Origin of the sequence: Clostridium sp. MCC345 (genome assembly GCF_018785345.1) — a bacterium.
Lineage (GTDB): Bacteria > Bacillota > Clostridia > Lachnospirales > Anaerotignaceae > Anaerotignum_A > Anaerotignum_A faecicola.
This window is the reverse complement of sequence record NZ_WQPP01000009.1, coordinates 97,605-118,326: the sequence shown is the minus strand read 5'-3', so window position 1 is coordinate 118,326 and position 20,722 is coordinate 97,605. Positions and strand designations below refer to the sequence as shown.

19 protein-coding genes are annotated in these 20,722 nt (G+C 48.1%); 4 read left to right on the top strand and 15 right to left on the bottom strand.

Annotation, left to right across the window (positions count from 1 at the left end; genetic code table 11):
* Positions 1 to 27: 27 nt before the first annotated feature.
* Positions 28 to 687 carry a YigZ family protein gene (locus GPK49_RS02450; protein WP_215676624.1) on the bottom strand — a complete coding sequence of 220 codons (660 nt, stop codon included), beginning with the start codon at positions 685 to 687 and terminating at the stop codon, positions 28 to 30.
* A gap of 127 nt (positions 688 to 814) precedes the next feature.
* Here GPK49_RS02450 and GPK49_RS02445 point away from each other — a divergent pair, with 127 nt between their 5' ends.
* A complete protein-coding gene (locus tag GPK49_RS02445; RefSeq protein WP_118578804.1) occupies positions 815 to 994 on the top strand; it encodes a hypothetical protein in 180 nt (59 codons plus the stop codon).
* Positions 995 to 1,055: 61 nt separating this feature from the next.
* Here GPK49_RS02445 and GPK49_RS02440 read toward each other — a convergent pair whose 3' ends face one another.
* The 3 genes from GPK49_RS02440 to clpB form a co-directional block, all read right to left on the bottom strand.
* Positions 1,056 to 1,799, bottom strand: a complete 744-nt coding sequence (locus GPK49_RS02440) for an amidohydrolase family protein (protein ID WP_215676623.1) — start codon at positions 1,797 to 1,799, stop codon at positions 1,056 to 1,058.
* 3 nt (positions 1,800 to 1,802) lie between these two features.
* The gene (locus GPK49_RS02435) at positions 1,803 to 2,318 is read right to left on the bottom strand and encodes an ECF transporter S component (protein ID WP_124984531.1); all 516 of its coding nucleotides are present in this window, start codon (positions 2,316 to 2,318) and stop codon (positions 1,803 to 1,805) included.
* Between the two features lie 322 nt (positions 2,319 to 2,640).
* Entirely contained in the window at positions 2,641 to 5,226 is a 2,586-nt protein-coding gene (gene clpB / locus GPK49_RS02430; RefSeq protein ID WP_215676622.1) for an ATP-dependent chaperone ClpB, read from the bottom strand.
* Between the two features lie 283 nt (positions 5,227 to 5,509).
* Here clpB and GPK49_RS02425 point away from each other — a divergent pair, with 283 nt between their 5' ends.
* Entirely contained in the window at positions 5,510 to 5,893 is a 384-nt protein-coding gene (locus GPK49_RS02425; RefSeq protein ID WP_215676621.1) for a hypothetical protein, read from the top strand.
* 141 nt (positions 5,894 to 6,034) lie between these two features.
* Here GPK49_RS02425 and GPK49_RS02420 read toward each other — a convergent pair whose 3' ends face one another.
* The 11 genes from GPK49_RS02420 to GPK49_RS02370 form a co-directional block, all read right to left on the bottom strand.
* On the bottom strand, positions 6,035 to 6,199 hold the full coding sequence (locus GPK49_RS02420) for a hypothetical protein (RefSeq protein WP_215676720.1): 165 nt from the start codon (positions 6,197 to 6,199) through the stop codon (positions 6,035 to 6,037).
* 12 nt (positions 6,200 to 6,211) lie between these two features.
* Positions 6,212 to 8,977, bottom strand: a complete 2,766-nt coding sequence (gene mgtA / locus GPK49_RS02415) for a magnesium-translocating P-type ATPase (RefSeq protein WP_215676620.1) — start codon at positions 8,975 to 8,977, stop codon at positions 6,212 to 6,214.
* A 24-nt stretch (positions 8,978 to 9,001) separates the two neighbouring features.
* Entirely contained in the window at positions 9,002 to 9,313 is a 312-nt protein-coding gene (locus GPK49_RS02410; RefSeq protein ID WP_215676714.1) for a DUF3784 domain-containing protein, read from the bottom strand.
* A gap of 183 nt (positions 9,314 to 9,496) precedes the next feature.
* Positions 9,497 to 9,997: a winged helix-turn-helix domain-containing protein gene (locus tag GPK49_RS02405; RefSeq protein WP_016408523.1), complete on the bottom strand. Its 501-nt coding sequence runs from the start codon at positions 9,995 to 9,997 to the stop codon at positions 9,497 to 9,499.
* 15 nt (positions 9,998 to 10,012) lie between these two features.
* On the bottom strand, positions 10,013 to 12,676 hold the full coding sequence (gene mgtA, locus GPK49_RS02400; RefSeq protein ID WP_215676619.1) for a magnesium-translocating P-type ATPase: 2,664 nt from the start codon (positions 12,674 to 12,676) through the stop codon (positions 10,013 to 10,015).
* Between the two features lie 296 nt (positions 12,677 to 12,972).
* A complete protein-coding gene (locus GPK49_RS02395; RefSeq protein WP_215676618.1) occupies positions 12,973 to 13,503 on the bottom strand; it encodes a hypothetical protein in 531 nt (176 codons plus the stop codon).
* The gene (locus GPK49_RS02390) at positions 13,500 to 14,354 is read right to left on the bottom strand and encodes a metal ABC transporter permease (RefSeq protein ID WP_016408526.1); all 855 of its coding nucleotides are present in this window, start codon (positions 14,352 to 14,354) and stop codon (positions 13,500 to 13,502) included. The genes GPK49_RS02395 and GPK49_RS02390 overlap by 4 nt, the downstream gene beginning before the upstream one ends.
* Complete coding sequence (locus GPK49_RS02385) at positions 14,351 to 15,064, bottom strand: metal ABC transporter ATP-binding protein (protein ID WP_016408527.1); 714 nt, start codon at positions 15,062 to 15,064, stop codon at positions 14,351 to 14,353. Before GPK49_RS02385 ends, GPK49_RS02390 begins: the two co-directional genes overlap by 4 nt.
* 12 nt (positions 15,065 to 15,076) lie before the next feature.
* A complete protein-coding gene (locus GPK49_RS02380) occupies positions 15,077 to 16,105 on the bottom strand; it encodes a metal ABC transporter substrate-binding protein (RefSeq protein WP_215676617.1) in 1,029 nt (342 codons plus the stop codon).
* A 123-nt stretch (positions 16,106 to 16,228) separates the two neighbouring features.
* Positions 16,229 to 16,531 (bottom strand): AraC family transcriptional regulator, encoded by a 303-nt coding sequence (locus tag GPK49_RS02375; protein WP_124984527.1) that lies wholly within the window; start codon positions 16,529 to 16,531, stop codon positions 16,229 to 16,231.
* Positions 16,532 to 16,562: 31 nt separating this feature from the next.
* Positions 16,563 to 16,955 (bottom strand): transcriptional repressor, encoded by a 393-nt coding sequence (locus tag GPK49_RS02370; protein WP_215676616.1) that lies wholly within the window; start codon positions 16,953 to 16,955, stop codon positions 16,563 to 16,565.
* 401 nt (positions 16,956 to 17,356) lie between these two features.
* Between GPK49_RS02370 and GPK49_RS02365 the strand changes: the two genes are divergently transcribed.
* Positions 17,357 to 17,572, top strand: a complete 216-nt coding sequence (locus tag GPK49_RS02365; RefSeq protein ID WP_215676615.1) for a hypothetical protein — start codon at positions 17,357 to 17,359, stop codon at positions 17,570 to 17,572.
* Positions 17,490 to 20,570, top strand: coding sequence for an S-layer homology domain-containing protein (locus GPK49_RS02360; protein ID WP_215676614.1), 3,081 nt, complete (start codon positions 17,490 to 17,492; stop codon positions 20,568 to 20,570). Before GPK49_RS02365 ends, GPK49_RS02360 begins: the two co-directional genes overlap by 83 nt.
* Positions 20,571 to 20,722: the final 152 nt, after the last annotated feature.

The following is a 20,722-nucleotide window of genomic DNA, read 5'->3' as shown; positions in this document are numbered from 1 at the left end:
CGTTATTTGGCTGATTATTAAAGAATTTTAATCATTAGACTGCAAAGAAAGCTCCCCCTCCTGCCAAACGCCGTAAATCTCCTCCAGAAGCGTAAACGGCTGTGCGCCGCAGAAGATTTCCGTCATTTTCTTTTCAAAGCTATCTGCCGCATCTGTTTCCACCAGAACGATAAATTCCACCTGCTCCGTATAAATCGTATCAAACAGCTCATGCCCATCCTGCAGAATTTCATACTGCACCTTTCCCGAATCGGGATATGCTGCCAGAACGGAATATTTCCGATACAAAACCAGCTCCGCAATCCCTGCCGCAAGCAGTCCCTCCTTCGCAGAATGACCATACGCACGCACCAGACCGCCTGTTCCCAGAAGTGTGCCGCCAAAATAACGTGTCACCACAATCGCCGTATCCTTGATATCCTCACCCTTCAGCACGCTTAATACAGGCATCCCCGCTGTCCCCTGCGGTTCGCCGTCGTCGCTGAAACGCTGTAATTCGTTTCTCTCCCCAATCTGATATGCAAACACATTATGCGTCGCATTCCAGTATTTCTTTTTCATTTCCTCAATGAACGCCTTTGCTTCCTCCTCAGTTTTCACAGGGCGCACCGTTGCGATAAAGCGTGATTTCTTCTCCACAATCTCCGCCTCCGCCTGCGTCAGTATGGTTTTATATTTTTTCAGCATAAAGTCACCTTTTTTTCTGTTATTTTTTCTTTTATTTTAACATATTTCCCTGTCCGCACTCAAGTCCGCTTTTGTATGGAATTTTGTTTTTCTGTCCATCCTAAGTCTATCGAAAGGAGAGGATATCATGTTCGGACGAGAATACAGAGATCTGGCAGATTTGCTGTTAAACAACGAGCGTGCAAAGCATTTTTACAAAAGCCTGCCGCAGGATATACAGCAGATACTCACCGAAAACGGCAGTGAAATCCGCACCATGACTGCCCTGCGGCATTTCGCCAAAACTGCACCGAAAACAGACGATTAACGAAAAAAGCGGCTGACCGAGGAAACCTCGGCTTGCCGCCTTTTTCTTGGTTCTTGGAAAATTATTTTTTATCAAAGCCCATCAGCTTTGCGCAGTTATTATAAAAAACATCCTTTATCTGTTCCTCTGTCAATCCGCTTGTCATAACCTTCATGGCTTCGACTGCCGCAGGATGATAGGGTGCATCCGTACCGAACATAATGCGGTCAGCACCAACCTCCTCATACGCCTCTCTGATTTTGGAGGGCATCGGCATGCCGCTCATTTCCAGATACAAATTGGGATAACGCTTTGCCATTTTCAGGGTAGCATCAATATATACCCCATGTCCATGCCCCATGTGAATCATGACAAGCTTCACATCGGGATGGCGTTCTGCCAGAAGCGCAATGCTCCAGGGCAGAGAATAAGGGGGGTGTCCGCAGTGCATGAAAACAGGAATATTCAAATCCTTTGCCGCCTCCATGATGGGGTCCATCAGCTCTGCATCTGCAACATAGGCATGCTTCAGAGGATTCGCCTTAATGCCCTTGAAGCCCTTATTCTGCACATAATCATAAATCATATCTATCGCCTTCTGCCCGTCATAGGGGTTAGGATATACCATCCCCACAAAGCGGTCGGGGTATTTCTCTACTGCATCCAGACAGATTTCATTCGGTTCAGAGCAAAGCAGTGTTTTTTCAATATTGAATTCATCCATCTGCGCAATCAGCTGCTCCGCGTTAATGGAAAGCTTTGCCCAGCCGCCGAATTCACCAATATGTGCATGTGCGTCTATTTTTTTAAATTCCTTTACATCCATTTTTTACATCTCCCTTAATTTCTGCATAATGCCTGCTTTATTGAACAATACCACCAGAACTGTTGCCAGAACAACGCCTGTAATTGTTTGCGAAGTCAGCCCCGGTACACCGCCGATGGCATACGCCCAATCGAACAGGAAAACCTTAAACACGGTATACAGGATAATCTGTACGATACCGCCCACGATGGAGCCGATCAGCCAGTTTCCTTTTCTGTTTGGCATGATTTTATCAATAAACAAACCCATGACCGTTGCCATGATATACTTAATGATAAATGTCGGGATAACCCAGTGCATGTAGCCGCCCAGAAGGTCGGACAGCGCTGCGCCGATGCCCCCTGCCAACGCGCCCTTTCTGGTACCCAGAATCAGAACGCTCAGGAAAATCATACAGTCCCCCATGTGGGAATAGCCATGCAAAGAAGGAATCTTTACGGTATAAATCCCGATGAAGGTAATCGCTGCCATCATTGCTGTTTTTGTAATGTCTTTGACTGAATAGGTACTGCTGTTCATTTTACTTCCTCTCTTTCTTAACCCTTTCACCTTTTCTTTTGTGAAATCTCTCTGAATTGCTTACAATTCTATCATGGAAAGATACGGTATCCAATCCCTCAGGCATAACATTCCAGAATTGTATGGGTATAATTATACAGAATGTATCGGTGCAATTTTGGATTCGCTATACAATCGACTATCTTTTTTCTGTTCGTTATGTTATACAATCTGTAAAATAATTGCATATACTTAGAACCGAAAATGCCCCCCGCATCACTCTATTGTGACACGGAGGGCACCCTCTTCACGAAACAATCATGGTTTCTATTCTTATTTTCTTTTACAGAACAACGTAGTTCCCATTTTCATCCACATCCACGGTCAGCGTTGTGCCGGGCTCTACCTCGTCGGCAATAATCTTTCTTGCCAGCAGGGTTTCCACATGACGCTGTACCAGACGCTTCAGCGGTCTTGCACCAAAGGCAGGGTCATAGCCCGTTTCAATGATGTAGTTCTTTGCACGCTCTGTCAGCTCGCATTTCAACTGCTTATCTGCCAGACGGGTGTTCAAATCCTTCATAATCAGATCAATGATATGAGTGATGTTATCCTTTGTCAGCGGTTTATAGAATACAATCTCATCCAGACGGTTCAAAAATTCGGGACGGAAGGACTGCTTCAGTAATGCTTCTACTGCCGCTCTTGCGTCCGCTGTAATCTCGCCGTTGGCATCAATGCCATCCAACAGGTAGGAGGAACCAAGGTTGGAGGTCAGGATGATAACGGTATTCTTGAAGTCTACCGTTCTGCCCTGCGAATCTGTGATTCTGCCGTCATCCAATACCTGCAGCAGGATATTGAATACATCGGGATGGGCTTTTTCCACCTCATCGAACAGGATAACGGAATAAGGTTTCCGACGAACAGCCTCGGTCAGCTGACCGCCTTCCTCATAGCCGACATACCCGGGAGGCGCACCAATCAGACGAGACACGCTGAATTTTTCCATGTATTCGGTCATATCGATACGAACCATGTTCTTTTCATCGTCAAACAGGCATTCTGCCAGTGTTTTTGCCAGCTCTGTCTTACCAACACCGGTAGGACCGAGGAACAGGAACGAACCGATGGGTCTGTTTGCACTCTGGATGCCGGCACGACTTCTCAGAATTGCTTCGGAAACCTTTGTAACGGCTTCCTCCTGCCCGACAACTCTTTCGTGCAGAATATCCTCCAGATGCAGCAGCTTATCTCTTTCGCCCTCCATCAGCTTTGCAACAGGAATCCCTGTCCAACGCTCAATGATACGGGCAATTTCTTCTTCTGTTACTTTGTCACGCAGCAGGGTATTTCTGCCGCTGTTTTCCTCTGCAAGGTGTTCCTTCTCCTGCAATTCCTTCTGGAGCTGAGGCAACTTGCCGTATTTCAGCTCTGCCGCCTTATTCAGGTCATATTTTCTTTCTGCCGCTTCGATTTCGGCATTGACATCTTCAATTTCCTCTCTCAGCTTCTGCACAACGCCGATGGCATCCTTTTCATTCTGCCATTTTGCCTGCAAAGCAGAGAAGTTTTCACGCATTTCAGCCAGTTCCTTCTGGATTTCCTGCAAATGCTCCTTAGACAGCTTATCGTCCTCTTTTTTCAGTGCCGCTTCTTCGATTTCATGCTGGATAATCTTTCTCTGGATGATATCCAGCTCAGTAGGCATGGAGTCCATTTCGGTACGAATCATCGCGCACGCTTCATCCACCAGGTCAATCGCTTTATCAGGCAGGAATCTATCCGAAATGTATCTGTTGGACAGGGTTGCCGCCGCAATGATTGCCTGATCCTGAATTTTTACGCCATGATAAACCTCATATCTTTCCTTCAGACCACGCAGGATTGCGATGGTATCCTCAACCGTAGGCTCATTGACCATAACCGGCTGGAACCGACGTTCCAGAGCAGGGTCTTTTTCCACATACTGTCTGTATTCATTCAGTGTAGTTGCACCGATACAATGCAGCTCACCTCTTGCCAGCATAGGCTTCAACAGGTTGCCTGCATCCATTGCGCCGTCCGTTTTGCCTGCACCGACAATCGTATGCAGCTCATCAATAAAGAGGATAATCTTACCTTCGCTCTTTCTAACCTCATTCAGAACGGCTTTCAGTCTCTCCTCAAATTCACCACGGAATTTTGCGCCTGCAATCAGAGAACCCATATCCAGAGAGAAGATGGTTTTATCCTTCAGGCTGTTGGGTACATCCTCTTTCACGATACGCTGTGCCAAACCTTCTGCAATGGCGGTTTTGCCGACACCGGGTTCACCAATCAGAACAGGGTTGTTTTTCGTCTTTCTGGACAGAATACGGATGACGTTTCTGATTTCATCGTCACGCCCAATCACAGGATCAAGCTTTTTGCTTCTTGCCTTTTCCACCAGGTCTGTGCCGTATTTCTTCAAAGCATCATAGGTTGCTTCGGGAGAATCACTGGTTACTCTGGTGTTGCCACGGACGGTTGCCAGAATTTTCATAAAGCCGTCTCTGTCCACGTTGTACTGACGGAACAGCTCCTTCAAAGCGGCATTGGGTGCATTGACCATTGCCATAAAGATATGCTCTACGGAAACATATTCGTCCGTCATATTTTCTGCCAGCTTTTCTGCCGCGGTCAGTGCTTTTTCCAGATCAACCGCAACTCTTGTTTCGCCGCCGCTGACACGAGGCAGCCGTTTTACCTCATTCTCCACTGCCTGCGTCAAGCCGTTGACATTGATATTCATCTTCTGCAGCAGTCCCGGAATCAAGCCATCCTCCTGCTGGAGCAAAGCCAACAGCAAATGCTGCTGATCCAACTGCGGATTCCCATATTCAACTGCATTCGACTGGGCGTTTTGAATGGCCTCCAAAGATTTTTGTGTAAATTTCTGTAAGTTCATAACCATTCCACCTTTCAAATGTTTTTTACAAATTCAGGTGATGGGGGATAGCTCCATTCGGGTATCTCCTTATCACAAGACCTATTATATACTGTTAGCACTCGCTTGTAAAGAGTGCTAACAAAATTTTTTTGTAAATTTTTTGTGACGAAAGCATGAACCGTTTAGACATATTTTCCCAGTCAATCTCCGATATCCATAAAATAAGAGGAAACTTTTTGCATTTTTTTGCGTCTGAATAGGTGGAAGAAAAGAAGAAATCACAATAAAAGGAGGCAAAAAGATGAAAAAGCTGCTGACATTGCTGCTTGCCGTTACCTGTGTATGCGGCTGTTCGCAAACGAAAAATCCCACAAATGAATCAAAAACAGCACGCATCCCCATGGTCATGGTGGATGGAGAACTCTACATGGATACCGGCTATGACAGCACCATAGAAGGACGCTGCGGCGTAATGGATGGCGAAATTACGTCCACAGTCGATGGAACGGAACGCCCCATCAAGGATAACCAGTCCAACTTCGGAAAAGACATTGGCTATCAGTATGGTACAACAGAAGGTACGATTGAAATCTACCAGAATGAGAAATGGCGGATTTTCGCTACTGAGGATGTCCGAGAGCAAATCCAGTCCGAACACAAAAACGATATCATCCAGACAGAATAAACATAGAAAAAGCCCTTTTACTTTTATGTAAAAAGGCTTTTTCGCTTCAATAAATAGCCGCCGGAGCTTCTCTGTTCAGACCTTACACCCTTGCAAGCAATCTTTCCCCCTTATATATAACATATAAAAGACCTCCTATTTTTATTTTTCTTCCTTTTGCGTTTGCGGCTTCATGCCCCAAAATACAACATTCATCAGAATAACAATCCCGATTACCACAGCCATGGATACCCAAAAGCCGATATTCAAGCCAAGCCATTCACAGTCTCCGAAAAGCGATACCCAGATTTCTTTCCAATTCATCATTTCCTACACCTCCTATAAAAGCTCGCCATAATGACGAACATAGGCCTTTTTCAAGCTGGTTGCCAATATCATATACAGCAGAATACAGGGAATCAAATATGCAAAATATGCGGCAGGCAAAGCCACAAACCCAAGCACCCTTCCGAATGCCGTGAAGGGAATCACTGTCAAAACGGCAATGCCTGTCATGGTCAGAAGTGTCACAGAGGCAGAGGCACGGCTTTGCAAAAACGGCAGCTTAGGGGTACGAATCATATGAATAACCAGTGTTTGGCTCCACATGGATTCCACAAACCACCCTGCCTGGAACAGCCCGATATACCGCGCCTGCATTGCCGCAAGCTCTGCGCCATTATAGTGCGCCGCCAAGTCATTGAACAAAATCCCCTTCGAGATAAACAGCGGGCAGAACACAAAATACATAAAGATGTAAGTTGTGAAATCAAAGATGGAGCTGGTAGGCCCAATCCAAATCATAAAGCTGCCCACACTGGAGGCATCCCATTTTCTCGGCTTTGCGATAAATTCCTCATCCACATTATCCCAAGGGATTGCTGTGCAGGATAAATCATAAATCAAATTCAGGAAAATCAAATGCACGCTCATCATCGGCAGGAAGGGCAGCAGTGCAGATGCCGCCAATACCGAAAACATATTGCCGAAATTGGAAGATGCTGTCATTTTGATATACTTCATCATATTCGCATAGGTTTTGCGCCCCTCGATGATTCCCTGCTCCAAAACCATCAAATCCTTTTCCAAAAGAATGATATCTGCCGATTCCTTTGCCACATCAACCGCAGTATCTACGGAAATGCCGATATCCGCAGACTTCATAGCGGCGGCATCATTGATGCCATCCCCCATAAAGCCAACCGTATGCCCGTTTCCCCGCAGAACCGAAACCACGCGGGATTTCTGGTCGGGTGTCAGCTTTGCAAAAACATCCGTTGTCTCTGCCGCTCTTGCAAGGGCTTCATCCGTCATGCCGTCCAAATCAGAGCCAAGGAGCATATTGCGTACCTCAAGCCCCACCTGCTTACAAATGGTGCGTGTTACCTTATCATTATCGCCCGTCAAAATTTTTGTTGTCACGCCATGCGCCTGCAATGCGCGAATGGCATCTGCCGTGGATTCCTTCGGGGGATCTAAGAAGGCAAGATATCCAATCAGCACCATATCACACTCATCCTTCACACCAAAAGACTCTACAGGAGAAGGGTTACTTTTCTGTGCTATCGCAAGCACACGGAAGCCTTTTTCATTCAGCTCATCCACTGTTTTCAAAATCCGCCGGCGAACCTCCTTCGTAAGAGGATGCACACTGCCGTCGCACTCTGCATAGGCACAAATGGAGAGCATTTCCTCCACAGCCCCCTTGGTTACCATCTGCGTCTTTCCGTTTTTATCCTGCACCACAGTTGTCAAACGGCGGCGTGTGAAATCAAAGGGAATTTCATCCACCTTCACGTAGTTTTCGGACAAATCCAGTAATCTGGAATCGGTCTCCTCTGCCTCCTCCGTTTTATGAATAATCGCCACATCCATCAGGTTTTTATAGCCTGTCTGGAAATAGCTGTTTAAATAGGCATGGCGCAGCACTCTTGTATCATCCTCGCCGTTTACATTCAAATGGTATTCCAAAACAACTCTATCCTGCGTGAGTGTCCCTGTTTTGTCGGTGCAAAGAATATCCATCGCACCAAAATTTTGAATCGAATTGAGATTCTTCACAATAGTCTGCTTTTTGCTCATCGAAACCGCACCTTTGGCAAGGCAGGTTGTCACAATCATGGGCAGCATTTCCGGTGTTAAGCCGACAGCAATCGAGATGCCAAACAAAAAGGCATTCAGCCAGTCCCCCTTCGTAATCCCGTTGATAAAGAAAACAAGAGGCACCATGACAAGCATAAACCGAATCAACACCCACGAAACCGCATTGACCCCCTTGGTAAAGCTCGTCTCCACAGCCTCCCCTGCAATCGCAGATGCCATAGAGCCAAACAGCGTAGCGTCTCCGGTGCTGACAACAACCGCAGCTGCACTGCCCGAAATCACGTTGCTTCCCATGAATGCAATATTGGTATAATCGGTTATACTCTCCTTCTGCACACTTCTGCTCGGTGTTTTTTCGATAGGCTCACTTTCGCCCGTCAAGCTGGATTGGCTGATGAATAAGTCCTTCGCCTCTAAAATGCGGACATCCGCAGGAATCATATCCCCTGCCGCCAAATGCACAATGTCGCCCACAACCAAATCGTCCATCGGAATTTCTATCTTTTCCTGCTCTCTGCGAGTAACGGTGCAGGTCGTTGTTATCATTGCCAGCAGCTTTTCCGCTGCATTGCCGCTTCTGGATTCCTGCACAAAGCGCAGTGTGCCGGAAATAATAACCATTGTCAAAATGATGACTACGGTTAAGGGGTCAAAGTCCTCCGGCGCGCTCCCAAAAAGTGCAAAATAAGGGAACACCATATCCGTTATGGTGGATACCACAGCCAGACAGAACAAAATCGCCGTAAATGGATTGATAAAAGCACCTGCCAGACGTTTCGCCAGAGATTGCTTTTTCTCATGTGTCACTTTATTTGAGCCGTACTTGGTGCGGCTGACCGCCACTGCCTCTGCATCCAGTCCCCGCAGGGTGGTATGCAGGCTTTTCAAAACCTCCTGCACAGGATTGGCAGCCGCAAATTGAATACGCTGGTTCTGCTCATCCCGCAGCACTGCCTTTTCCACCGTCTGCCGCACAGCCATGCGGTTTTCTTTCTTGTTCATTTCTCATACCTCCTTTTTCTGCGATTATTTTCTGTAATACCGATTGCTTTTTTCGATATACCAAACATCAAAGCCTGCCACAATGAACCATGCAATCATAGCCATCACAAACCAATGGCTTGTAAAGCCTGCACAGCAGCCCTTCATCAGAAAAATGATGCCGTTGAGCGCAATCACTTCCCCAATATTGCGGCAAAGCGGCACAATTTGTATCCGCTTCTTTTCCTCCTGCGGCATTTTCTTCCACGCCGATAAATGAATATGTCCTTTCCCACATGCAAACAAAAAGCCTGCTATCGTGAAAAGAATTCCAAAAAAGATACAGGTCACATTCATCACTTTTCACTCTCCCTTCATCGATTTCGCCTTTTTAAAATTCAGTGAATCCTTTGATACCGTTTCTCTCGGTGCCTTTCACAGAATACAAAAATCGCAAGGAAAATCACATGATTAAAACCTTGCGATTTCCTTGCGATTTAGCAAGAATTTTGGCGGACAAAAATATGCCCGCCAAATTTGTTACACCCGATCATTAAATTTATAGCCAATGCCCCAAATCGTCAGAATATATTTCGGCTCATCCGGATTGGGTTCGATTTTCTTTCGCAGCTTTCGGATGAACGCCATGATATTGCTATCATCCAAAAGATAATTTTCAGACCAAACCGCTTTATAGATTTGCTCCTTTGTAAAAACCTCTCCTCTGTTTTGTGCAAGAAAATAGAGGATTTCAAACTCCTTCGGCGTAAGAGAAACCTCCGCTCCCTGCATCCTCACTCTCCTGCTCTTCGGATAAATTTCCAGCGCACCGATTCGTATTTCATCGGAGGGCGGGAGAGAGGACTCCGCCTCCTTCGAGGTACTCAAAAGCAGTGACGTTGCCTCTCCGCTGAGCATATCATGTATGCCCGAAAGCAAATCCTCCGCACATTCACTTTCCGGCGGCTCCTGTATCAGCTTCTCCAGCAGCCATTGTGCAAGGACAGAATCCATTGAAACAAAACCAATCTTCTTTTTCACGACGGATTCCTCCTTTCAAATCAGCTCATGATATTTCTTCTGATAAAAGGCCTTAACCACCGTTGTCAGAAGCATATACAGCAATGCCACAATCAACAAAAATATGAAATACCAAAATGGCAAATGCGTCAGGCCGAAAAATGCCGCCCCCTTGGTAAAGGTAATTGCGGTAAAAGCAATGATACCCGCAAGGGTAATGCAAATCACCGGTGCAGATGGTCTGCTTTGCACAAAGGGAATCTTTCGTGTACGCAGGAAATGCAAAATCAACACCTGTGTCCACATGGACTCCAAAAACCACCCCGTCTGAAACAGAGCTATATATTGCATCTGCATTGCAGAATCGATAAGGCTTTGATACGTCACTCCGCCGCACAGCATCGGGCAGAGAATATAATACAAAAACAAAAACGTCACGATATCAAACAAAGAGCTGATTGGCCCAAAGGAAAGCATAAACCGCCCCAATGTCCTCCCGGACCAATCCCTTGGAGAAAGAGTTTCCTCCTCATCCACATTATCCCAGGGCAGAATGATACACAGCACATCATACAGCAGATTCAACAGCAAAATCTGCAAGGAGGTCATTGGCAAAAACGGCAAAAACGCACTGGCACACACAATGGAAAAAATGTTGCCGAAGTTCGAACTTGCTGTAATTTTAATATATTTGAGCATATTGGTAAAAGTTTTTCGCCCCTCCAAAATGCCCTGCTCCAGCACACCCAAATCCTTTTGCAACAGCACCACATCCGCCGCATCCTTCGCCGCATCCACGGCAGTATCCACCGAAATGCCTACATTTGCCTCACAAAGTGCAGGAATATCGTTAATGCCATCCCCCAAAAATCCGACAGTATGCCCATTTTGGCTCAAGGCGGAAACCAGACGCACCTTTTGCCCCGGTGTCAGCTCCGCAAAAACATGGATTTTTTCAACGGCTGCGCCAAGTACTGCATCCGTCATCTCATCCATCTGCGCACCTGTCAGCACCGTTTCGGAGGGAATCCCTACCCTGCGGCAGACGGAAACTGCCACATCTGCTTGGTCTCCCGTCAGAATCTTCGGGGTAACCTTCAGCCTTTTGAGCGCCTCCACAGAGGTTTTTGCGGTTTTCTTCGGTGCATCAAAAAAGGCAAGATAGCCCATCAAAATCATGCTTTGTTCATCCTCCGGCAAAATCCGATTTTGCTTTTCTATCCTCTTTCGTGCAACAGCAATCACCTTCATCCCATCCTGCAGCATTTCATCCACCACAGAGGCCACGCTTCGCATCTTATCCTCATCCATCGGCAAAATGGCATCCCGATATTCCACAAAGCCGCAGCGCGCCACAACATGCGCAATATCCCCCTTGATAATGAGCTGCCCTGCTCCGTCTGCCTCCGTCACAAGCGTGCTGACAAATTTACGGGCATAATCAAATGGAATCTCGTCCGTTTTTTGATACTGCGCAAGCAATCTTGTATAATACGCACTGCGCCCCGGCATTGTCTGGCACGCAAGAATTGCATTATCAATGGGATTGCAGACACCCGAATGATATATGCTGTTCAAAAAGGCAAAATCCAGCACCCTTGTGCTTTCGTTCCCTAGCACATCCATGTAGTATTCCAGCAAAATGCTCTCATTCGTCAGCGTTCCCGTTTTATCCATACAAAGCACATCCATACTGCCAAAACCCTGCATGGCGTTGATATCCTTGATGATGGTCTGCTTACGGCTCATGCTCAGGCTGCCCCTCGCAAGGCAGGCGGTAATTACCATCGGCAGCATTTCCGGCATCAGCCCTACCGCAACGGAAAGCGCAAACGCAAAGGATTCCAACCATTTTCCGCCCGTCAGCCTTAACAGCACAAACACAATGGGAATCAGCACCACAATAAAGCGAAGCATTACCCATGCAATCGAATTGGCACCCTTTTGGAACGACTGCTTCTCCTCTGCATCCGATTTTTCAAAGCTGCCGTATAACGTATCCTTCCCAACCGCAAGCACAATTCCCTCGCCCTTGCCGCCGATAACCGTTGTTGCCATAAAGGCAAGATTTTCAAGCTGTGTCAGCGTTTCCGTACTGCCATAGCTGAGGGTATTGCAATTTTTTTCCAGAATCGCACTTTCGCCCGTGATGGCAGCCTGCGAAATAAATAAATCACTGACCTTCGTCAAACGGATATCCGCAGGCACGCGGTCTCCCGCCGAAAGCAGAACAATATCCCCGACCACCAATTCTTCCGCCGATATTTCCTGCAGATCTCCCGCTCGCCGAACTGTAATGCTTTCGTGAATCAGCCGTTCCAGCTGCTGCGCCGCATTCTTCGCCCGCAGCTCCTGAATCAGACGGATTACACCGCTCGTCAAAATCATGGAGAAAATGATGATAGCAGTGGTGGCGTTTCTGGCAAAATTAGAGGCAAGCACAACATCGGTTGCCAAGGAAATCATCCCAAGCACAAAAAGAATAATATGAAACGGGTTGATAAAGGCACGACGCAAGCAGCGCAGCATGGTATCCTTCTTCCTTTTTGCAAAGCTGTTTTCGCCGTATCTCCGGCGCATGCCATCCACCTGTTCGGGAAACAGTCCCTGCGGGGAAGCCCCAATCTCTTTATAAATTTCCGATATTTCACGATAAGCGTATTTTTTGATACAACAATCAATCAAGGTTGTTTTTGACACGAAATAGCTCCTCCTTTGCGATACATATATTGCTATTTTAACATCATTCGCAAAAAACGCCACGCTTATATTCTTGCTTTTTTCTTGCATTTACACAAAACAGTCCTTTACCCTCCTGTATACGCAGTTTTTCAAACAACAAAGGCAGCTGCAATTTTTTCGTCAGCTGCCTTTGTTTCGTTCAGATATTTAATTATAAGCCCTTCTCTGATAGCAAATTATAATGCAGAATACAGAGCATTTTCTTGTCACCACTTTTTGAATCATGCTTCGGAAAGCAGAGCACACCATCAGCCTTAGCTCTCAATCGCAGCATTCGCAAGCCTACAATACTTTATTCCGTTTTTCTCATAAATCTCAAAGGCTCCTGTGACTGTTATCTCTGCGTTTAGCTCCGGATAATCGTCCGGATAGGTGTACTCGTCGGTCGGAATAAAATCCAATCCCTGTGAACAGCAAGCCATCGCATCGGCAATGATGCAGGCAAAATATTGCTCCTTTGTTTCGGGGTCCTCGTAATATGCAAAAGCACCCTTCATTTTAACCGTTTTCCCAATATAGTCATCAGGGGTATAGAGCATATTGTAAACCTCAGAATAGACCATTGTACTGCTGAGCTTTGTCAGGTCAACATCAATGCCGTCTGCGCTTTGCACAGGCGCGGAGGCAGCAGGCGCAGACCCCGATTCCTTTTCCATCGATTGATTTTGTGAAGCAGAGGCATTCGGTGTCTGATTATCGGCTGTCTCTTTATCCCCCTCACCTCCGCAGGCGGCAAGAGCGCAAAGCATCAGGGCAATCAGTACTACGCAAAACAGATTTTTCATTTTCTCACACCTCCGATAGCTGTACCTGTCAGCCACGATAGAGCGAAAGCGACAATCTGAACAGCAACGATTGTCGAGCCTACCGGTGTTCCGGCGAGGATAGATGCCAGAATACCAATCAGCGAACACAACACCGACAAAACTACGGCGCAGATCGTCACGCTGCGGAAGCTCTTGAACATCCGCATAGCGGACAACGCCGGGAAAATTACCAGTGCGGAGATGAGCAGAGAGCCGACAAGGTTCATCGCCAGCACGATGATGATGGCAACAACGATTGCAATCAGCAGATTGTAAAGCCCTGCCTTTGTGCCGGTTGCCCTTGCAAAGTCCTCATCAAAGGTCACAGCGAAGATTTTATTGTAAAACAGAATAAACACCACCACGACCAGCACCGACATTCCAACGCAAAGCCACACTTCTACGGGAGACAGCGTCAGGATGGAGGTGGAGCCAAACAGCGTACTGCACACATCGCCCGAAAGGTTGGATGAGGTGGAGAAAATATTCATCACCAGATAGCCGATGGCAAGCGCTCCCACCGAAATCATGGCAATCGCCGCATCGCCCTTGATTTTCGCGTTCTGCCCTGTACGCAAAAGCAGCACGGCGCTGCTGATCGTAATGACCATTACCAGCGGCATTTCATTTGTGATTTGCAGCACGGCGGCAATCGCCATTGCGCCAAACGCCACATGGGAAAGTCCGTCGCCGATGAAGGAAAACCGTTTCAGCACCAGCGTCACGCCCAGCAAGGACGAGCATAGCGCAATCAGCACGCCGACTACCAGCGCATAGCGGACAAAGGGATATGTCCAATAGAGGGTCAGCTTTTCCAAAATAGCGGTCATTGTTCATCGCCCCCCTTCTCTGCGGCAAACAGCCGCCCCTGCGGGCTTCTGAGATATTCCGCTTTTGTTCCGAAAAAAACGGTGTCTCCAATATGCAGAAGATGGCTGGCATATTGAACTGCGGCAGTAATATCGTGCGAAATCATAATTACCGTAATGCCATCGTTTCGGTTAAGCTCTTCGATAAGCGCATACATTTCCGCTGTCGCCTTGGGATCAAGTCCGGAAACAGGCTCGTCGAGAAGCAACATTTTTCGGGTGGCACACAGCGCACGGGCAAGCAGAACCCTCTGCTGCTGTCCGCCGGACAGCTCCCGATAGCAGCGTTTTGCAAGCTGTGCAATCTGCATCCTGTCCATAGCCGCCGCCGCAAGCTGCTTTTCTTCTTTGCTATAAAAAGGACGGCTGCCACAGCGTCCCTGACACCCGGAGAGAACGATTTCTCTCACAGCTGCCGGGAAGTCCTTCTGGACAACGGTCTGCTGCGGCAGATAGCCGATTTCATTTTTCCTCAGCCCATCGCCTGTCAAAATTCTGCCGCTGATAGGTGGCTGCAAGCCGAGAATCGTTTTCATAAGTGTACTCTTGCCGGAACCGTTTTCTCCTACGATGCAGAGATAGCTGCCTGCAAAAATCTCAAAATTGAGTTCTTGCAGAACGGACTTTCCCTCATAGCCGACGCAGAGCCTTTGACAAGTGAGCTGAGCCATGAACCTACCTCCTTATCTCAATGCTTCCTTCAGCACAGAAAGATTTTTCTCCATAACGGAGAGGTAAGTCGTGCCGTTTTTCACATCTTTAGAAGTGGTGGATTGCATGGAATCCATCGTCAGCACCCTTTGATTTTTCGCTGTCGTGTTCCGAACAATGGTTTCGGCAATCTTGTGCTGTGCGCCCTCAATAGTCAAAACGCAGGGCAGCTTCAATTCGTCCACCCTCTTGGCAAGGAACGAAATGGTTTCAAAGCCGGCTTCGGTTTCAGTGGAGCAGCCAACAAAAGCGGCATAGTAACGCAGACCATAATCATCCACCAGATAGCGGAACGGAAAACGGTCGCCAAACAGGATGGTTTTATTGCTTGCTGCGTCCACGGCTGTCTGATACTCTGCATCAAGAGCAGACAGCTTCTTTACATAAGCATCGGCATTGGCGGCATAGATATCCTTGTTGTTGGGATCAAGCTCCTGCAAGGCTTTGGAAATCACTCTGACCAGCATTTTGGCATTTTTCAGGGACAGCCAAACATGCTCGTCAGTTTCCTCCTCGTGCTCGTGCTCCTCTGCATCCTCATGTGCATGGGCATCCTCGTGCTCGTGTTCCTCTGCATCCTCGTGCTCGTGCTCCTCCTCCTGCATCCCCTCAACGATTTCTTCCGTTTTTACGGAATCACCCAGTACCTCCAGCAAATTGATAACCTTCATATTCCCGTTGGCGGCATTTCTCAGAGCATCCTCCACCCATTCGTCGGACTCGCCGCCTACATAGATAAACAGGTCGCAATCTGAGATTTTAACAATATCATCAGCGGTAGGCTGATAGCTGTGCAGGTCAACGCCGTTATCCAGCAGCATTGTGATTTCTGCGTTATCAGCCTTGTCACCAAGGATTTCCCTAACCCAGTCATATTCAGGAAAAATGGTGGTGACAATGCTCAGTTTATCAGTCTGATTGGTATCATTCTGCTTTCCGCAGCCGGCAAGAGCGCCGACAAGCATGAAAAGCGCAAGCAGCAGCGCAGTTATCTTTTTCATGATTATATTTACCTCCGAATTATAATAAGAACTAAAAATAGGCACAAAAATACAAGGGTAACAGCAACGCCGCAAAAGCCTATCCGAAAACAGATAGACTTCACCCTTGTAAAAGGCTCTTATTTAATTCGAAAGCTTCACCTTGAGAGATACCAAGGTATCTCTTTGTGCATAGTCCGTGCAGAGAGAAATACACCTGCACAAAATATATGTAAACGCAACAGCAACGGCTGTAACGCATACAGCAAGCGAAAGGCTTTTCAGTGTGTTTTGGCAAGCATCAATCTGATAGCAAATCGGGCAGCCTTCGCCCACGCAATCGTGGTCGGCTTCTGCCGCAACAAAAAAAGCAGAGTAAAGCATGATGACCAGAATGGTCACGGCAAGAAGCAATGCTGCAATTCTATTTCTCTTTTTTCTTTCCATTCTGCTCACCACCCTTCTATTTTCTGCTCTTTTATTTTCTGCAATCGGCGCAAACGCCATACAGAATCGTTTCCGTTTTGTCGATTTGAAAGCCTGTGCTTTCCAGCGTGCTATGCAGAAGCTGTTCCGTTTCCTTTTCTCCAAGATGAATGCTTTTCCCGCATACCCGACAGGATAGATGCAGACTGTCCTTACATCCCTCTGCGGCAATATATTGATAATACACCTCTCTGGTGTTCTCTCGGATACTGCGCTTCAGAATTCCCTCCTCCTCCAAGGCGGATAAATTACGATAAACGGCGCTGATGCTGATGCTCTCTGCCGTCAGTGCATCGGCTATCTGCCGTGCGGTCATCTGTTCGTCTGTATGCTCTGAAAGATATTTGAGAAGCTGCTTGCGCTGCCGCGTCAGATACCTTACCATCAGTCACCCCTCCAATTTGCAACTTATTTGCAAATTAGTATACCGTACTGTTTTGCATTTGTCAATATGCGAATTGATTGCAAATAGAGGGTATTCTGCGAGGTCAGGCACAGTGCAGAGAGCGCCATCGAACGGCAATCCGTTTCCAAGAGCCACATTGTTAAAAAAAATTGAAAAAATTTAAAAATATTTGCATTTTGGGTGAGAGTTTTTCCGATTTTATGTACCTATATAAGTGAAAAGACTTTTCAGCCACAGCTTCACACAAACGGAGAAAGGAGGTTCGAACGATATGTACGATACCGCAATACGAGTCGCGCTCGTCAAGCAAAGAGTGCGCGAAAACACCCGTTGGATGCATCTTCGGCACGATACTGCTGTGGGAGAACGCGAACGGCCATGTGCCGATGACCTTCGTTTCCTTTGCAGCGGCGGCAGCGATTATCGCGCTGTGCATTCGGCTCAGAAACAAAGAAAATCAGAAAAAAGGTGGGACGAGCAAGTCCAACCGAAACGAACAGGAGGAGAAAGCCTATGAAGAAACGAATACTCAGCATCCTGCTCACCTTGTGTATGGTGCTATGCCTTATGCCAACGGCGGTCTTTGCCGAGGGTAACGAGGATACGCCTACGCAAGCGTTGACAAGCGTCGATATTACCTTCCCCAAACCGGAGGAAGGCAAAAAGATAGGAGATGGCTCGGCAGCATCCGCCAGTGGCTTGACGTTCCTTGAGTTTGGCCCCGCGCTGTGGCAGCAGGACGGCGAGCCCAAAAAGCTGAAAGCGGATGATACTTACGAGAAGGACAACATCTATCTGCTGTATTTCGCCTTCTACACGCAGAAGCCCATCACAGATGAGACTGTCTTGACATGCAACGGCAATCCTATTACGCGCTATCCAGATTATCCGGCATTTGAAAAGGCAGCAAGTGACTATGACGGGACGCAGGATGCCTACCTTGGCTTGGTTATGTTCAGCGAGGATGGTACCGGCGATCCATCGATGGGGGATCTGAAAAATATCTATGTTGTCGGGCTCTACGCCCTTGTCCGTGCGCAGGAGGCGCAGACCCCGGAGGATACGGTCGAGGAGCAGTTCAACCTTGATCCCGGCGACACCTATTACTTTGACCTCTCCGCCGAAAACATTCTCGGCACGGTGAATGACGCTCTGCCGGATAATACAATGCACTATGTTCCCTTTACCTACGCCGGGACAGTGGATGCCTACAAGCTTACATCAGCGATGGCAACCACCGAGGAGTATGCAAAGAACAACAAATATCCCCACAGCCTGTTTGTGGCGGATTATGCCGTAACGAAGGATGTAAGCAGGGATGCCCTGAATACCGCAAAGCTGATTTTCGGCAAAAACTACGCATCCGGCGGCGTGGACTATACGCTGCGTGCGCCGTCCGTGGGAAGTGGTAGTACAGGTTCGGGTGAGTCCCGGCGCGTCACGCCACAAAACAACGAATGGGATAAGATGCTGGACAAGGACGACAAATATATCAAAAACTGGGGCAAGATGTTTTCGTGGGGACAAGATACTTGGAGTACTTCTGCGCCGCGCTGTGCGGTCCGTGGGTACGACTCTGCCCGCTACGGGGATCACCACTCGTCCTGGTATAATTACGTCGGCCTCGGTTTCCGCCCCGTCCTTGAAGTTCTGAACCCTGACACACTGGACTCTGACGGGCTGAAAGCCGTTACCCTTGCCCTTGGCGGCGGCAAGCTGGGTAATAGCTCCGAGGATATTCAAATCATCGTGAAAAACGGCGAGAGCTTTACCGCGCCTGCATCCCATGGTCTGACCCGCCCCGATGGAAATAACGAAGATTACTTTAAGTGGCTTGACAGTGACGGAAACCTTTACGCGCCCGGCGATCGCGTTCCGGCGGATGTAACCAAGCTGACGGCACTGTTTTACGAGCAGTTCAACCTTGCCCTCGGCGGCAGATATTACTTTGACCTATCGGCAATGGGTATTCCCGGAACGGTGAATGACGCACTGCCGGATAAAACAATGCACTATGTCCCCTTTACCTACGCCGGAACAGTGGATGCTTACAAGCTCACATCGGAGAGGGAAACCACCGAGGAATATGCACAGCAGAACAAATATCCCCACAGCCTGTTTGTGGCAGATTATGCCGTAAAGCATACGGTAAGCTGGAATGACCTGAATACTGCAGATCTGATTTTCGGCAAGGACTATGTCGCCGGCGGCGTGGACTATACCCTGCGCGCACCGTCTGTGGGAAGTGATCGTACAGGCTTGAATGAGTCCCAGCGTGGCACGCCCCAAAGCAACGAATGGGATAAGCTACTGGACAAGAACGACGGATATATCAAAAACTGGAAGCGGATGGCTTCCTGGGGGCAAGACACCAGACCCGATAATTCGACTCCATTCCGTGCGGTTCGCGGGTTCCACTCGGCCCGCGGCTGGGAGTTCAACTCGTCCTCGTACCAGAACGGCATCCTCGGTTTCCGCCCCGTCCTTGAAGTCCTGAACCCTGACGCGCTGGACGCTGACGGGCTGAAGGCCGTTACCCTTGCCCTTGGCGGCGGCAAGCTGGGTGATAGCGCTGAGGATATTCAAATCATTGTGAAAAATGACAGCGCGTTTACCGCGCCTGCGTCCGATGGTCTGACCCGCCCGGACGGAAATACCGAAAATTACTTTAAGTGGCTTGGCAGTGACGGAAACCTTTACGCGCCCGGCGAAAGCGTCTCGGCGAATGTAACCAAGCTGACGGCGAAGTTTGCAGGCGGCAGTGGCGGCGGTGGCGGCAGCCGCAAACCGTCCGTCACCTATTACACGCTGCACTTTGAAACCAATGGCGGCAGTGCTATAACCGACATGCGGGAAGCAAACAACACCCTCATCAGCCTGACAAAATACGTTCCGACTCGGCATGGGTATACCTTTATCGGCTGGTACAGCGACCACAACCTGACAAATCAGGTTTCCGAGGTTTCTCTTACGAAGAATATGACCGTATACGCAGGCTGGCGCGCAAATGAAAATCCGGACATAGTCGTAAACCCCTTTACTGATGTTTCCGAAAAGGACTGGTTCTACAACGATGCGATGTTCGTTTACAAAAATGGTCTGATGCTCGGCACGAGCAAGACCCTGTTCAGTCCGCACGGGATGGTGACACGCGGCATGATGGCAACCATTCTCTGGCGCATGGAGGGCAGCCTCGCGCCGAAGGGCGAAAACAGCTTTACCGATGTGGAAGCCGGAAGGTGGTACGCCGACGCAATCACATGGACGGCAGAGAACGGCATCTTTGCAGGCTACAGCAAAGACAAATTCGGCCCGGACGATCCCATTACCCGCGAACAGCTTACCGCCATCTTCTACCGCTACGCGGACTACAAGGGCTACAAGCTGACCGTCACAGGAAATCTTGACAAATTCGAGGACGCGGACAAGATTACGGATTACGCAAAAATGGTAATGCAATGGGCAGTCGGCAACGGATTGATAAAGGGAAAAGCCGAAACTCTGCTTGATCCACAGGGTACGGCGACCCGCGCTGAGATCGCCGCCATGCTCCATCGCTTCATTGAGAAGGTTAAGCCGATGCAGGCGGACTGATAAATCGGAAAGCATCGAAAAGGAAACAGACTCACTCTTGGGGGTGCGGGCTATTTGCCCGCACCTCTTTTTTTATCAATCTGTTGACGTGTACATAAAATCCATGTTATGTTATCTTTAGGTGAATAAGCTTCCATCATAAATAAATATGA

Excerpts from the sequence above, each read along its gene's own strand:
- GPK49_RS02450 (WP_215676624.1), bottom strand. The coding sequence starts at position 687 with ATGCTGAAAAAATATAAAACCATACTGACGCAGGCGGAGGCGGAGATT.
- GPK49_RS02445 (WP_118578804.1), top strand. The coding sequence starts at position 815 with ATGTTCGGACGAGAATACAGAGATCTGGCAGATTTGCTGTTAAACAAC.
- GPK49_RS02440 (WP_215676623.1), bottom strand. The coding sequence starts at position 1,799 with ATGGATGTAAAGGAATTTAAAAAAATAGACGCACATGCACATATTGGT.
- GPK49_RS02435 (WP_124984531.1), bottom strand. The coding sequence starts at position 2,318 with ATGAACAGCAGTACCTATTCAGTCAAAGACATTACAAAAACAGCAATG.
- clpB (WP_215676622.1), bottom strand. The coding sequence starts at position 5,226 with ATGAACTTACAGAAATTTACACAAAAATCTTTGGAGGCCATTCAAAAC.
- GPK49_RS02425 (WP_215676621.1), top strand. The coding sequence starts at position 5,510 with ATGAAAAAGCTGCTGACATTGCTGCTTGCCGTTACCTGTGTATGCGGC.
- GPK49_RS02420 (WP_215676720.1), bottom strand. The coding sequence starts at position 6,199 with ATGATGAATTGGAAAGAAATCTGGGTATCGCTTTTCGGAGACTGTGAA.
- mgtA (WP_215676620.1), bottom strand. The coding sequence starts at position 8,977 with ATGAACAAGAAAGAAAACCGCATGGCTGTGCGGCAGACGGTGGAAAAG.
- GPK49_RS02410 (WP_215676714.1), bottom strand. The coding sequence starts at position 9,313 with ATGAATGTGACCTGTATCTTTTTTGGAATTCTTTTCACGATAGCAGGC.
- GPK49_RS02395 (WP_215676618.1), bottom strand. The coding sequence starts at position 13,503 with ATGAAAAATCTGTTTTGCGTAGTACTGATTGCCCTGATGCTTTGCGCT.
- GPK49_RS02390 (WP_016408526.1), bottom strand. The coding sequence starts at position 14,354 with ATGACCGCTATTTTGGAAAAGCTGACCCTCTATTGGACATATCCCTTT.
- GPK49_RS02385 (WP_016408527.1), bottom strand. The coding sequence starts at position 15,064 with ATGGCTCAGCTCACTTGTCAAAGGCTCTGCGTCGGCTATGAGGGAAAG.
- GPK49_RS02380 (WP_215676617.1), bottom strand. The coding sequence starts at position 16,105 with ATGAAAAAGATAACTGCGCTGCTGCTTGCGCTTTTCATGCTTGTCGGC.
- GPK49_RS02375 (WP_124984527.1), bottom strand. The coding sequence starts at position 16,531 with ATGGAAAGAAAAAAGAGAAATAGAATTGCAGCATTGCTTCTTGCCGTG.
- GPK49_RS02370 (WP_215676616.1), bottom strand. The coding sequence starts at position 16,955 with ATGGTAAGGTATCTGACGCGGCAGCGCAAGCAGCTTCTCAAATATCTT.
- GPK49_RS02360 (WP_215676614.1), top strand. The coding sequence starts at position 17,490 with ATGAAGAAACGAATACTCAGCATCCTGCTCACCTTGTGTATGGTGCTA.